This is a genomic window from Cupriavidus sp. BIC8F (assembly GCF_032465815.1).
Classification (GTDB): Bacteria; Pseudomonadota; Gammaproteobacteria; order Burkholderiales; family Burkholderiaceae; genus Cupriavidus; species Cupriavidus necator.
Genome location: NZ_CP136096.1, coordinates 1 through 14308, shown reverse-complemented (window position 1 = coordinate 14308; position 14308 = coordinate 1). Strand labels below are relative to the sequence as shown.

Below are 14308 nucleotides of genomic sequence, written 5' to 3'. Positions count from 1 at the left end.
GCATTCTCATGCGCGATCCAAGAAGGATTTCAAGTCAATATCGACTACCCAGTCGTAGCGCCAACAGTTTCTTCTCGCTTGCGCCACAGCTTGCTTCGCCGACTTGTTAGGACGATAACCGAACGATGATGAATGAAATCTCGCATCGATTCTCGGCTCAACCATTAACTTTACCGCCATCTGAGCCACGCGGTCCGTGATAGTCGGCACCCCGAGAGGGCGAAACCCGTCCCCCTTCGGAATCAGCACCTCTTTGACCGGCTGATGAAAATAACTCCCCGAACTCATTCGATTCCACAGGGCGTATAGATTTCTCGCCAAGCGATTTCGGAATAATTCAATACTTTCCCTGTCCACGCCCGGCCCTCCTTGATTGGCGGCCACGCGCTTCCAGGCTTCCCAGATCAACCGCTTGGGTATCTCGAACGACTTGGCGTCGACCCTGGAATCCTCCCGCGACGCGGTTGTTCTATGATCTTCGCCAGACAAGGTCATGCCTTCGCTCCAGAGGTCATTACAACCCTTTCAACGCTACTACGCATGACTCCGCCCCTGTGCCTCGCATTGGTACTCTGGCTCTCACGGGTTCTCCGCTTGAGTTTCTCCCTTAGCATCGAGACGACAGGTTCCCAAGTTCCGTATCCATGCCTGCAGGAAGGTCGCGCCATCTCTATGCCGGATGCCGTCAGACCCACTTCCAGGTCGCCGTCTGACTGATCCCGAGGAGATGTCGAATCCTCGGTTTTGACATCATTGCAATTATCGACACTTCTTCGATGGTTCACTTTCGTTCGCCTCCTTCCTGCCTACCTGACGAGATTCATCTCGCCTTTTCCCTAGACGCTCACCACAACCGCTCTTAACGGAAGCAGCTCTGGGTGGTTTGGTATCACCGCCTGATCGGCGAAACCGAGGGGCCTACCCTCATCACGGATACAGCATGTACGGCGACAAACTGTCGCTTTCCTTCTTGGCACACCGACAACTAGTCTGCCACGGGGGGCTAACGAGGATGGATGATGGTGTCGCGACCCCTTCCATCCGCGCCGCGATGTGCATCGTATGGCCCACCGGGTCGTAGTCGGTGCGCAAGTCGTCCTTGCGAATCGAGCGGACCACCACTTCCCCGGTATGGACGCCGACCCGGATCTGTAGCGGGATCCCCTGCTCCAGGCGGACTTTGTCGCTGTGAAGACGCATGGCCTGCTGCATGCGCAGCGCGGCAAACAACGCCCGTAGCGCATGATCCTCGTGCGCGATCGGTGCGCCGAACAGAGCCAGGATGCCGTCGCCCAAAGATTTGGCCACATACCCCTCGTAGTGATGCACGGCTTCCATCATCAGCGCCACAACGGGGTCAATCAGGCTGCGGGCTTCCTCAGGGTCCAGATCTTGGATTAATGCTGTGGAACCGGCCATGTCTGCAAACAGCGCCGTGATGGTCTTGCGCTCGCCGCCTGAGTCCCCGCCCTTGGCCTCCATGGCGGCGCGCTCTGCACGGATCCGCTCGGCCAAGTGTGGCGGGGTGTAGAGGACTGGAGCAGGCACCGGAGGCGGAAGTTGCTCGGATGCTGGAGCCGCGCTCGTCAACAGCGCGCCGCATGCACCGCAGAATTTCGCAGTGGGGCTGGATTCGTGGCCGCATTGCTCGCAGACCTGCACAAGCCTTTGACCACACTGCTCGCAGAACCGGACTCCCGCGGGGTTCTCAGATTGGCAATGTGTGCAGTGCATATCGCCCCTTACTGCTTTCTGCCGCCACCAATCAATTAAAGGTGCAATCACGCCCTTAGCAAGACGTCAACGGTCGTGATGTGTATCAAATATCACTCGCCGGACCGACGGGCACGGCATCGTGCGCACGGGTGCCTTGAGAAGCGGTGCCTTGCCCTGCCGTGAAGGCGTGAAGTGTAGTGAGGGTGCAATCTCGCAGCAAAAGCCGTGCAGTGTAGTAGTCGCGTTTGCGCCTGAATTGCTGCAGAGATGTTTGCGCGGGTGGCGCAATCATTACGGGCGGACAGAAGTGCGGCGGAGAGTGCTCGATCAAGCCTGATAACGCGTATTATCAGGCTTGAATTTTTGAGGATTTTGCCGGGTTTTGCTGGCTTCACTTCGGGGATCGGGGGGGGGCGCGTCCGCCGCAAGCGCGGCGCTGGCCAGGAAAGAGAATGGCAATCCGGTGCGGCCAAGCTCATTTTCGACCGTTGGACAGCACCAGTGTAGCCACAAAATGCGCCGGCGACCACCCCGCTACCTGCCGGTGGTGCTGCGCGGCTGGGATCTCCTCCCTTCGGTGTCCGGTCGCGAGCCCGGTGGTCTGGTGGCCCCGGCCGGTGGGCTGCGCAGGGGGTCCCCCATGCTACTCCGCGACCGCAACGTGGCCTGTGACAATCCGGGACAGAGTACGGCAGCATATTGTTATCAGGTAAGATGAGGCCGCCTACCGGACTCCTACTGCCATGGCCCAACACAACCAGGTCGCCACCACCGTCATTCGCTATACCCGCGCCGACTTCACGGCCCTGCGCTTTCGGCTCAACCGCATTCCGACCGCGCATATCCTCGAGCGCGTCTATGACGACGAAGCGCTGGCCAAGGCCGGCATCGGCACGCCGGCGCAGCTGGAGGCCCGGCTCGATGCGATGCGCGACCATCTGGTCGAACGCGTCTGCCTGAGCAATCCATACCTGTCGGCAAGCCTGGCGGATGCACGGCGCTTCAATCGCTGGCCGAAGACCGCCATTGACTACCTGGTGCGCGCCGCCGACCACGACGTGTCGCGGCCGCAGCCCGAAGACCCGGTGTCCGCCTGGTTCCGCCCCATCGTGTCGCGCGCGTTGCGGCAGGAGAACATTCAGACGCTGGCGCAGCTGATGGCGTACATCACGTTGCGCGGCAAGCGCTGGTATCTACCGGTGCCGCGGCTGGGCACGGGCAAGGCACGTGCGATCGAGCGGTGGCTGCAGGCCCAGGCGGAAGCGCTGGGCACCCTGGCGGTGGCCGACGACACGCCGCGCGCGGACCGCGTGGACCTGGGAGCGGACGGCGCTAGCTGTCTGGTCCCGCTGGAGCAGGTGCGGCGGGTGGTGCCGGCCCTCGACGGCAGCGAGGGCCGCAATCGCGCGCCCGGCTGGTGCCTGATCGCGGCACGCGACGACCTGGAGGCCGTGCAGGCCTACCTATCCCGCTTCCGCGAGCGGGACAAGACCGCCCGCGCCTACCAGAAGGAACTGGAGCGCTTCCTGCTCTGGTGCATCTGCGCTCGCCGCACCGCGCTGTCGAGCGTGGGCGCCGACGACTGCGAGCGCTACAAGGACTTCCTGGCGCAGCCGGACCCGGCGTGGATCGGCACCAAGGCGCCACGCGCCTCCGCGCGCTGGCGCCCCTTCGCCGGCCCGCTCCAGCCGGAGTCGCAGCGCTATGCTGTGCTGGTGCTGCGGGGTTTCTTTGCCTGGCTGGTGGGCGTGCGCTATCTGGGCGGCAATCCCTGGCTGATGGTCAAGGATCCCGTCATCGCGCAGCGAGAGGTGCCGATGGCGATCGACAAGGCCTTGCCCGGTCAGCTGTGGGGGTCGCTGACGCGGCGCGACGGCCTCCTCGACCGGCTTTGTGTCAGGTTCAACGCGACGGCGCCAGCCGGCCCGCTGAGCGCGAAGGACGCCGACACACCGGGTGCGCAATGTCGCCTAGCGCGCGCCGCGGTGCTGCTGATGGGCTGCAGTGGGGCGCGCCGGGAGGAGGTCGCCCGCGCGCGCCGCAGTCACCTGAAGCCCGTCCCCGAGCAGGCCGGCATCCCCGATGGCCTGTGGGAGTTGGCGCTGCTCGGCAAGCGCGGCAAATGGCGCACGGTGTTCCTGCCGCCACGCGTGATCGAGGCGCTGCGGGCGCACTGGGCCGATCGGGGCCACGATTTTGAAGACGTGCACCAGGATCTGGCGTTGCTGTCGCCGGTGTCGCTGCCCTCGACGCGCACCGCCCGCAGCAAGCACCTGACGCTGCGGGAGGGCTTGCCGGTCCTGAGCGGAGAGGGATTTTCGCCGGACGGGCTATACCGGGTGCTGACAACCACGCTGCTTCGCATCGCGGAAGACAGTACCCTGCCGATTGACGAGGCCGAGCGCCAGTTGCTGTGCAAGGCCGCGCCCCATGCGCTGCGGCACACCTTCGCCACGCACGCGGTGGCCAACGATATCCCCACCGATGTCCTCCAAAGGCTGTTGGGCCACGCCTCGCTGCAAACGACCTCGCTGTATGTCCGCGCGGAACGCAGGCGCGGTATTGCCGCCATGGCGAAGCTGTACAGCATCCAAAGTTAGCGGCTTTCCAGGACTGGGTATCTACGCGGTCGTGCGCGCGGCTTTCGCCGAGGCGGCCGACCGCCTGGAGCGCGAGGGCCAAGGCGAGCAGGTGGCCCAGGCAGCGCGCCGCGTCGACGCACTGACTGCAGCATGCGCATGCCACGCATCTGCTGCAGCTGGCGTGCCATGACCGACGTACGGCCCGCCCTTGGGTCACCGCAACACTAGCACTACGCGGCGCTACACCCACGAGGCACTGGAAGAAGTGGCGTGTGCGTTCGCCGGCAAGCCCTTTGCGGCGCCGGGCCCCCTCACTGCCCTTCTGGCCTACAGACGGGCAATGGCACTCAGCCGGCGAGTACGGGAGCGCGTTGACCTTTCGAGGATGCCCCGATCCGGAATCCTTCTGTGGAGGCAGCGGAATGCGTAGCGCGGCAGGCAGGCTCTCACAAGGTCACCAATATTGTTCTGTTCCGATGCTCCCCAACAGGCAAAGTCACCGTCGATTGTCCGTTAGCGGCAGAGTCCGGCGCTAAACAAGTCCGCGCACAGGGCTTACGGAGGCCTTGCAACTAGGATTCGTACAAACTTTGTGACCTTGCTGTCGGTCCTTGCGCCATCGTGTCGCGGGATCCCGCGAGGGTATGTCTCAAGTTGAGACGAGACGAAGCCGGGGCATGCACGCTCTGGGTGACGTGAGGCAACTCATTGAGAGGTGTGACCACGGATGGCATCGTCCGATTCCGCAGCTTGCTCCATGTCCGGCATTCGCGTTCGATCGGTGATTCGCTGCCAATCAGACTACGCAGAGTATGGCCGGACCAATTCAAGATTTGTGCGTAGTTCGCAGCGGTCGCCCCGGATCGAAGGGCCGCTGTCTCTCCAATCCTGGAAGGGCGCTATTCCGATCAAGTGTTCCGTCTTAGATTGGCCATCCACGTGTGAAGAACTCATGGGCGACTGTCGCGGACAGGTCGAAGTGAAGGAATTCAAAATGGCAATAGACAAGGCGCTACTTCCCTGCTCTCGGTTTTGGAGGTTGAGGCGCCAAGCGCATCGACCGATGGACTTAAGCCTTCATGGAGCAGGCGGCCACCTGGTAGCTGTTGGCGCGGGGCACGCGAAAGCTGCGGCGTACCGCATTCAGCCAATGAGGTAATTGACGGTATCCAGTCCAACTTCGGTCCCCCTATGAGAGCCGGCGCTCGGCGCCCGCCTTTATCATGTCGCACTCTTTCAGGCGACGTGTCCTCGGCCGTCAGCGCTCCATAGCAGCGCGATCTTGCGCCGCAAAGCTATTGCTGCTGTCGGTTTGCAGTGCCTGCCCTACAAGGGTCCCCGTAAGCGACCTCCATTGACGCCCAAAATGCGCTCGCCCGAGGTATCGCCGGGACAACCTCAGCTGCGTTCCAAGTCAGAACACGGACACCCGCACGACCAGCCTTAGTCGGGTGATGCAGCTTCAGACCTTTGAGCTTCGTGTTCCGAGTCGGAACACGAAGCTTTCCAGCGGACTTACTCGGAAGTGTTAAGGAACGCGCACGAAATAACTTCCCGCTATGCGGCGCTCCTTGAGCGGATGCTGTAGTTCCACGAAGGCAGGGTTGAGTCGTACTCGATGTTGAGTGAAGCGCGAGCGTGGCGGGTGACCGTCCGTCCGGCTTCATAAACTCCGTCAAGGATGTCAGCGGTAACTTTCAGACCGGTTTTTGTACAGGCCTTTTCGATCAGTTCCCGGACCAGACTGACGCTGCTGAAGACTACGCCAGCACAGGCCCGCGTAATGTGTGGAAACACGCGGTGCTCGATAGGATTATGTTTCGAGCAGTATGGAGCATAGTGGGCCACCCGGATTTCCAGTCCGAGCCGGTCTGCCAGATTTTGCAGATCGGCTTTGAAAAGCCACGAATTACTCGGGTTGCTGCCTCCGCCATCGCACAACAGCAGTAACCGTGTGGCGTGGGGATAATCGGCGCGAGCCTGTTTTTCCCACCAGTGCGCCACGCTGTCACAGGCAAACTGCGTCGTGTCACGGCTCACGCCGATGTTCACATGTGCCTTGTTCAGGCCGATGTCATACAGTCCATGCGGAATGACCCTGCCTTTGCTGTAACTCGGAAAATCGTGGTCGAGGACTTCAAGCTGTTCGCGCGTGTAGAGCTTGCCGTCGCGATAGAAGTTACCCAGCATCTCCTTTTTCTTCGTATCGATGCTGATGACAGGCTGGCCGTCTTCGAGATATTCCGCCTTGAGTTGCGTAATACGCTGAAACTGCGCGTCGCGTTGCGCGTGGGATTTGAACGACTTCTTTTTCTGTGATTGCCGCCGGGAAAAACCGTTGCGTTTTAACAGCTGCCGGACCGTTCGCACGCTCACCCGTCCGTCGACCTGCTGCGTCATCGCCTGGGCGATTTCGCGTGGCTTCAGATCTGTCCAGATGACGCCGTGTTGTGGATTACCCGCCGTATGCTCTCGCACCACGTCCAGAAATATCGCGCTCCACTCCGGATGGTCCGTTAACCTGGATTTACGCCCCTTTTTTTCGGATCCGCTCTCCAGCCGGATCCAGCTCTTCTTCCAGGTCCTTCAACCCTTGCCTGATTGTTTTCGGGTCAATTTCAAACAGTTTCGCAATATATTCGAAACCGCCATGGCCCAGCTTGTCCGCCTCCACAGCCGCATACCGACGTCGGTCCTTCTCCGACAACCGCACGTACAGCCGCTTCATCCGCGTTTCAACCTCAGCCCGGTAACCAGCCTGCATCGTCTGTCCTCCAGAAGGACCGCATCTTACCAGCGTCGCTTTGCACCCGCCACGTCCACTTCGGGAAGTTATTTCTCACCCGTTCCTAAGCATCTGGGGGGTCTCCTGTTGGCAGCAAAGCCGGGAGTCGTTTGAGCAGGCGATAGTGCTTTTGTTGATAACGCGCCGTTCCGAGCCGATCTCAACCAACAGGAGCGGAGCGGTCATGTTGCTCACCTCAGAGATGTAGTCAGCAGGCGAGCGTGCAATCGGATCGGCGCCAACGCTTGTCCCACGATGGCGTCTAGTTGGCGGGCGTGTGCTCCGAGGCTCCAATGGCGTGAGCATCGTGGGGTGAGGCTCGAAGCTCGACCGGATCAGGCTATGGGCGGGCAGATCAATCCGCATCGCGTGTTGACGTCGCTCTTGCACCCAGGCACGCAATGGATGTGCAGGTTCAACATCAACTCGAAGTAGGCTTCGACGAAGCGGCGCGCCGGCTTCCAGTACACCCGGAGGCGTCGATGACCGCATCGGTGCAGCCGTTCGAATCGTTTGGGATCGTGTGCCTGATGACGTCGTGTTCCGACTCGGAACACGATTGCACGGGCTGTCGATGGGACCACATTGCACCGTTCGCACCGACAAACTGCGCTTCTGACGGGTCCACGGGGAATTCAGACCGCGTTTGTACAAGAACGAGACTGGTGTTCCGACTCGGAACACAAAAAAACCCCTCAGTGAGGGGTTCGAATAGTCTGGGCGACAACTGTTAGCGTTGCGGTCCTCCGTCGAAAAGTTCATTGATAACCGTCCGTATCCGCTCCTCTTGAGCGGCAGTCAGGACAGCACTCTTAAGCTTTACGGTAAAGCTCACGGAGTCCTTGGTAATACTGCCGGCTTGAGTCTTGCCCGCATAGACTTTATGAATGTCACGCTGGGAAGTTACAGGCGTCGCTTCACGACGAAGTAGCGAAGCCTCCAGCAGCTTGGCGACCTTCGACTGCTCAAGGCTACCGTCTACAAGTTGCTTCCAGACCTCGCGAGCCGCTGCCACAGCTGGCTCGCCATGCTTCTTGAGCACGGCGTAGGTGTCACTTGCCGCAGTACCGCTGAAAAGCGAAGGGTTCTTCTCCAGATCTACACGCATGAATTGGGGTAGATTGTCGAAGGCAAAATATCGATAGAGTGTGCTCCGGCTCATCCCCATGGATTCAGCCATCCGCTTCCTGTCTGGAAATTCCTTCTCGACACGGCGCATCGCCTTGCCAATTTCGTAGTCGGTGAGGTCTTCACGGCTGACATTCTCGGCCAAAGCGAGGACGGCCATATCTGCATCTGACGCATCCGTGATGAGCGCCTTGATTTCTTGTAGGCCCAGCACCTGGTGAGCGCGCCAACGGCGCTCACCGGCAATCAGCTCGAAATAGGATTCTCCGTTGTCCGGCGTGACTCGTCGAACGAGAATGGGCTGCATTAGGCCCAGTTCCTTAATGCTCTCCGCGAGCTCAGTGAGACTGCTCTCGTCAAACTTTATCCGCGGCTGCCAGGGATTCGGCCGAATCTTCTCGACCGGAACGGTGCTTGCAGCCCCTTGGGACTCCAATTCTTGAATCCGAAGCTGTGCCGCACTCAAGGCCGCCATCATCCCTGGTGCAGTCTTCGGCCGGTCTGCAACTTGGGGGGCGATTTCCACTTTGATTTCATTAGCAGGAGTCAAATTTGCGGTTTGCTCCAGCATGCGCTTGCGCATATTCATTTAGGCGTCCTCCCACTTTCCGGCGTAAAACTCATCCACCCAACGGCAATATTCGTCGAACGGAATCCGCACACGCTGGAATGTCTTGTTGCTGCCCTCGAACTTACTAATGTCGAAGACCGTCGCAAGTGCGAGAGCCCCGTTACTCATCACGGAGCTCGCCGGCACTTCAATTGGGCTCATCCAATCGCCATAGGCTCGTTGTACCCAGGAGCGAACTATCGGAGCCGAAGACGCTACGCCATAGTCAACCTTCGAAAGCAGAATGCTCACAAAGTCGTAGGTTTTGTTTCCTTCGATGTTCTTGAAGCTGTCCGCCATATCGGAGAACAGACTCCAGAACGATACCGAGCTAATGAAGTCGAGACTTTCCGGCACCAAAGGCATCACCATGGCGTCCGCAGCCATCAGGCCGTTGATAGTTAGGTAGGATAGCGAAGGCGCCGAATCCAACACGATATAGTCGTATTTTTTTCGAAGTGGCTCCAAGCCCTTACGTAACAGCGTCCAGAAGCGATAATTCGCCGACTTGCTTGCCATCGCCGGGATATGAAACTCGGCGGAGAACAAAGATGGATGCGCAGGGATGACATCAACCCCATCCCAATACGTCTCCTGAATGACGCTCTCAAGCGTAAAGTCTTCAGGGCTGTAGATGTACGGCAGAACGGTGCTTTCCTCGACAATCATCTTCTCAGCATACAGGCCGCACAATTCGGTCAGCGATGCCTGAGGGTCCAAGTCAACGAGCAGCACCTTGCGGCCGCGCAAACTTAATCCCTGCGCCAGGCACATACTCGAAGTCGTCTTGCAGCTACCACCTTTGAAGTTGGCAGAAATCAGAACGCGGCCATCCGCTTCACCTTTTCTTAGTAGCGGGGATGGCTTCACCTGTGAAGCTTGTTGAACCCACTTCCGAGTCTCACCAAGCGTAAATTGGCGTACGCGCCCATGAAGCTCGCCCGCCGGAAGTGTGCTCCCGTCTTTCGTTGCCAGATAATGAAGCCGCGCACGGTCGATACCGCACATTTCGGCAACCTGGGTGGAGGTGAACGTGGGCGGACTTTTCCGAGGGCGAGGTGCCAGGATATGTTCGCGAAGTTCCTCCGTAAGTTTTTGAAGCTTCTTCGAAAAGTCACTCATTGAACCAATCGTGACAGTCCGGTCAATCTCGGTTAATTCGCTCTTCACCACCATATTCAACGTTCCATGTGAAATTCAGGATGAAACGTAGAATACGCGACCAACGGGGAAACTTCACGTATTTGTACGCACTTTTGGCGAAAAAGTGACGCCTAGAGGGGCTCTATGTGCGCGATTCGCCGTATCTGATGAGGCCAGGCCGGCCCAGAGCGTAACTCGCGTTGGGGGAAAGGATTGAATTGAGCCGTCCCCTCCATAAAGACCGGCACGCGGGTGAATCCTTGGGTAATAGGCAAAGTCACCATCAATTGTACGAATTCACTGTTTTGTGGTTCTGCAGATTAGCGTCCGGCCCCGCAGCGGAGTTCTTTTACTAGCGACCCTTACCCGGGCAAAGTCACCAAAATTGTACGCATCGCTGTGCTGTAAAGGTCACCACGTTCCTACGGGCGTTGCTATCCCTTAAAACAACGGATGAAGACCGGCGACTTTGGCTGCTGCGGAATACTTATCACCGGCAACTGGCAAAAAAGGCCGCCACCTTCTTGACAACTCCATAGTGACTGCTGCGCAATGTGCCTTCAGCCAGTAACCTGTGGGAAGCTCGCACAATTCTGGTGACCTTGCTAGATAGTTAGAGGCCCAGATCGTACAAATCTTGTGACCTTGGCTCCCACTCCAGCAACCGGACAGACAATTTTGATGACCTTGTTGCCCGTGTATCGTCAATCCAGCGATCTCAGCGCGCCTGTTGTTGCTGCAATTACGGACAATCTTGGTGACCTTGCTCCATCTGTGGCTGCGTACCAAGCCGTTCCCCGCAGAAATACAATTCCTGTGACCGTGCGTCGGGCAAACCGCTCGCAGATCCTTTTGGGGTTGGCTTAGGCCCGGAATCGAACAAATCTGGTGACCTTGAGGACAATTTTGGTGACCTTGTCAGAGCCGACAGTCCATCGACCTGGGAGGCCCGGCCAAATCCGGTGTCCTTTCGACCACATCTAGTAACCTTGCCCGACAAAATCGGAGACCTTTGGAACCACAGAAGTGACCTTTCCAAACTAAGTCATTGATTTTATTGACAAGCCTGCTGCCTCTAGTAAGTGGTGTTCTGTTTATAAAAACAACAAACTAACCCGCCCCACGCTCCTATAGACAGATATAAAAGCGGGGCACGTCGAACAACCCCCACCGCAGGACCAAGCATCCGACTCCAAAAACGGTCACCAGAATTGTCCCGAACCGCGACGAACGCAAATTCCTATGTTGACCAAACTCGGCCACACCATCGCTGGGACGCCAACCAGACGACAGGAAGGCAAAGTCACAAGAAATGTTTTGACTTTTCGACCTTTCCCCTGCAACCTCCTGCCCGAAGGAGGGGAGTGGTATGGAAAGCGCATCGCAACAATTAGCCTTGGCATTGTTCGAGGACTTCGCTCCTCGAGGCCAGAGCGTCACGGAAGCACCCAAGGATTTGGGCTTCCGTCGCAGCAATGCTTTCGTCAAAATCATCGACCTCAGTTTGGCAGGCCGTCGCCTTATCGATGTTGCTTACTTTCTTGTAGCTGAAGACCAAGAAGTCCGGCGCGAATACCGGGTCGATGTCGGCTTGTTCAAGTGGCTTCTGGCCACAACGAGCAACAACAGACGCCACCTAAGCAAGCTCGTTCGCGAAGCCCAGAAAGCGGCTATCGAGCTTAATGAGATCGACGTCGAAGACCCTTCCAAAGATCGCTGGGGTGCAGTGCCCCTAATGGGCTCAGCATTCATCGAAAAAGGGGAGTTCATCTTCGAGCTTCCTGAACGGCTACAGCGCGCCATCAAGAACCCAAAATCTTCCCACTTTCTTAGCCTGCGCTATGTATTCAAGTCGGTGCACTCTAAGGTCCTGTACGACCGACTACAACAATTCATGGTTGAGGGCATCACCCCTTGGTTCGAAGTTCAAGCCCTACGAGCTTGGCTAGAGTGCGAGAAGAAAACCTACGATCTCTTCAAGCACTTCCGAAGTAAAGTCCTTGAGGTAGCCATCTCCGAAATTCGCGAAGTGACCGGACTCCACATTGAGATGCTTACACTTAATGTGCCCGGTTCAAAGAAAATCGGCCAAGTCCGATTCCGATTGAACGTTACCGAGCAGCCCAACGAGCAAAAGACCGCGTTCATCGTGCTTCGCAACGTCTATGAGACGTTGCGCAAAGAGTTCGCACTCAACCAGTCCGAATTCAACGAGATTATTACCAACCGCGACCTGTACAACGACGAGCGAATCCACCAGGCCATGGAGTACACCCGGCACAACGTGAAAGTTGGCAAGGTGAAGGTGCGAGCAGGTGGTTATTTCATGAAGGCCCTTCGCGAAGGCTACTTGCTTGGTGAACTCGACAAGCAGATTCATCATCAGTCGGCCATTGTAGAGTCAACTCGTAAGGCTGCTGACCAGGAGATGGCTGAGCGCGAGGCCCGCGTGAAGGCTGCTGGCGCCGAGCGCGACCAACGAGAAGCTGATTTCGGTTGGGAAGCCTACAACAAGCTGTCCACTGAGCAGCAATCGGACATGATCTCCGAATTTTGTCAGTCTCAGGCTGCCAAGCTTCTTGCGCGAAGACTTAACGTGGCGACCCTGAACGTGCATGAGTACATCAATGACCCTAATGTTCGAAGCACGTTTGGAGGCTTCGTGGCCAGTCGCGTGCACAAGGCGGCGAAGGCCGCCAAGCGAGTAGGTGCAGCGGCCTCAGCAAGTCTGATCTGAGCACACCAGCGTTACTTCACCACAAACTCAACGCCAGCTAAAGTAAAGCCCCGCTGCGTCGATCTAACCATTCGAAGCCAGTGTACAAGTCTGATTGCGGACTGCTCCCGAGAATGCCTGAGGTCTTGCCGTGCTGGTTGCAGGCAGCGGACTCAAAATCCGCCTCCGAGAGGACACCGTGGGATGAACTCTCCCACCCCCGCTAAGCGCCTGTCGACGCGTAGCGGGGGTTTCGCGGGTCACGGACTTTGACTTGGCGCGTTGCCGCCCCAGCTGTTTCGGTCTAGCGCCTTCGAGCGCGCCATAGCGCCCCCAAGCGAGTTGAAGCGCTCTCAAGCGCCTCAAAGCGCGTTGCTTTCAACCCGGGTGGTACAAGGCCTGCAAGCACGTTGGAGCGTGTAACTAGACCTCCGAGCTCAGCCACCTACCATGTTGGGTGGAGGTCTGCCACCGAGGATGCTGCGAAGTTGCTCAATAGCGGCCTGTGCCGTGGCCGACGATGACCGTGTCGCTGACGACGGCTGGGCCAAGGCACGCGAGAGCCCAGTCGCTGCTCTGTCCATCTCGATCAGCCAGGCGCGCGCCTGGTCGTGCCCTAATGAACTCCGCCGACCGTTGGCCTCGGTGATCACAATCGAGGCCGAGTCGACCTCGTAGATCCGACCGTCAGGTGCGGACACCCGTCGCCCACGGTATCGCTCAACGAGTTGGGCAACCTCCAGCCGGTCTTGCGCCGCCTGCGCGGCGGTTGCGCGCCTCTCGTCTTCTTGGGCCTTCCGAGTTTGAACGACATAGCTATAGTCTATGGGCTTTCCGAGGAGCGACTTGAGGTAGGCGAACAGCTCTCGTCCCCGCAGCGGCCCAAGAACATGACCCGCCGCCGAGACAACGTCCGACAGTCTGTGGCCGGCCTCTCTCGCGAGCCGCATCAGAAGGAAGAGGGCGGACGTCGTCAGCTCTTGGTCGCGCACGAGAGGCGCTAGATCAATGGGCACAGCCCGATCGTGAATTTGCACAAACTCTCTCGGGCCCGAAAGTTTCTTCGTAGAAGACTGCTTGGGGTTGTTTACGCCACTCACTGGTGCGAGACATGCGGAGCTGGACCGCGACTCATCGGAGCCCGTTTGAGGTTCTGGGTACCCAAGCTCCCGGCCAGCGAGCCCGATACACTGTAGCAACTTTGCGGTGAACCCGATCCGCCCAACGACCTCGAGCTGCGCCCTCGTGCGTTGCTGCCTTTCACGCTCAATAAGCCCGGCGTCTTCAAGTGTGCCAAGCGCCCGATAGACAGTGGCCTCGCTAATCGAGAGGTGCTGCGCGATCGTTGCCTTCTTTATGAAGGCGAGCGAGGTAGGATCCTTCTGATTCAGAGCGAAGCGGATGAGCGTTGCCAAGACTTGGCGATTGGTGATGTGCAAAGCCCGAAGCCCATCGGACTCGTAGACCAACGCGATCGCTCTGAGAATCCGCTCGGGCAGCCGGCGGGCATCGCACCTGGCTGCCTTGCGTTTCGAATCTTCGCTTTCGATAGGGGCCGGAGAGTGCGGCGCACCGCCACACGTTGTTGTTCTTCGGGCAATAGGAAGCCCGTCGAAGCGATAGCTCAT

At 58.6% G+C, this 14308-nt stretch carries 8 protein-coding genes and 1 pseudogene; 2 read left to right on the top strand and 7 right to left on the bottom strand.

The features are described from left to right. Positions 1-6: 6 nt before the first annotated feature. Positions 7-495: a reverse transcriptase domain-containing protein gene (locus RS901_RS34860; RefSeq protein ID WP_316157513.1), complete on the bottom strand. Its 489-nt coding sequence runs from the start codon at positions 493-495 to the stop codon at positions 7-9. Between the two features lie 507 nt (positions 496-1002). Then, a pseudogene (locus RS901_RS34855) lies at positions 1003-1734 on the bottom strand (adenylate/guanylate cyclase domain-containing protein); the annotation flags it as partial. Between the two features lie 725 nt (positions 1735-2459). Here RS901_RS34855 and RS901_RS34850 point away from each other — a divergent pair. Next, positions 2460-4316: a phage integrase family protein gene (locus RS901_RS34850; RefSeq protein WP_316157512.1), complete on the top strand. Its 1857-nt coding sequence runs from the start codon at positions 2460-2462 to the stop codon at positions 4314-4316. A gap of 1539 nt (positions 4317-5855) precedes the next feature. Here RS901_RS34850 and RS901_RS34845 read toward each other — a convergent pair. The 4 genes from RS901_RS34845 to RS901_RS34830 form a co-directional block, all read right to left on the bottom strand. Continuing rightward, positions 5856-6785, bottom strand: coding sequence for an ISAzo13 family transposase (locus RS901_RS34845; RefSeq protein ID WP_316157614.1), 930 nt, complete (start codon positions 6783-6785; stop codon positions 5856-5858). 40 nt (positions 6786-6825) lie between these two features. Then, complete coding sequence (locus RS901_RS34840; protein ID WP_316155122.1) at positions 6826-7062, bottom strand: hypothetical protein; 237 nt, start codon at positions 7060-7062, stop codon at positions 6826-6828. Positions 7063-7813: 751 nt separating this feature from the next. Further along, positions 7814-8800 (bottom strand): ParB/RepB/Spo0J family partition protein, encoded by a 987-nt coding sequence (locus RS901_RS34835; protein ID WP_316157511.1) that lies wholly within the window; start codon positions 8798-8800, stop codon positions 7814-7816. Beyond that, entirely contained in the window at positions 8801-9997 is a 1197-nt protein-coding gene (locus tag RS901_RS34830; protein ID WP_011154286.1) for a ParA family protein, read from the bottom strand. 1336 nt (positions 9998-11333) lie between these two features. Here RS901_RS34830 and RS901_RS34825 point away from each other — a divergent pair. Then, positions 11334-12701 carry a replication initiation protein gene (locus RS901_RS34825; RefSeq protein WP_316157510.1) on the top strand — a complete coding sequence of 456 codons (1368 nt, stop codon included), beginning with the start codon at positions 11334-11336 and terminating at the stop codon, positions 12699-12701. A 416-nt stretch (positions 12702-13117) separates the two neighbouring features. Here RS901_RS34825 and RS901_RS34820 read toward each other — a convergent pair whose 3' ends face one another. Then, positions 13118-14308: a helix-turn-helix domain-containing protein gene (locus RS901_RS34820; protein WP_316157509.1), complete on the bottom strand. Its 1191-nt coding sequence runs from the start codon at positions 14306-14308 to the stop codon at positions 13118-13120.

Excerpts from the sequence above, each read along its gene's own strand:
- RS901_RS34850 (WP_316157512.1), top strand. The coding sequence starts at position 2,460 with ATGGCCCAACACAACCAGGTCGCCACCACCGTCATTCGCTATACCCGC.
- RS901_RS34835 (WP_316157511.1), bottom strand. The coding sequence starts at position 8,800 with ATGAATATGCGCAAGCGCATGCTGGAGCAAACCGCAAATTTGACTCCT.
- RS901_RS34825 (WP_316157510.1), top strand. The coding sequence starts at position 11,334 with ATGGAAAGCGCATCGCAACAATTAGCCTTGGCATTGTTCGAGGACTTC.
- RS901_RS34860 (WP_316157513.1), bottom strand. The coding sequence starts at position 495 with ATGACCTTGTCTGGCGAAGATCATAGAACAACCGCGTCGCGGGAGGAT.
- RS901_RS34840 (WP_316155122.1), bottom strand. The coding sequence starts at position 7,062 with ATGCAGGCTGGTTACCGGGCTGAGGTTGAAACGCGGATGAAGCGGCTG.
- RS901_RS34830 (WP_011154286.1), bottom strand. The coding sequence starts at position 9,997 with ATGGTGGTGAAGAGCGAATTAACCGAGATTGACCGGACTGTCACGATT.
- RS901_RS34820 (WP_316157509.1), bottom strand. The coding sequence starts at position 14,308 with ATGAGCTATCGCTTCGACGGGCTTCCTATTGCCCGAAGAACAACAACG.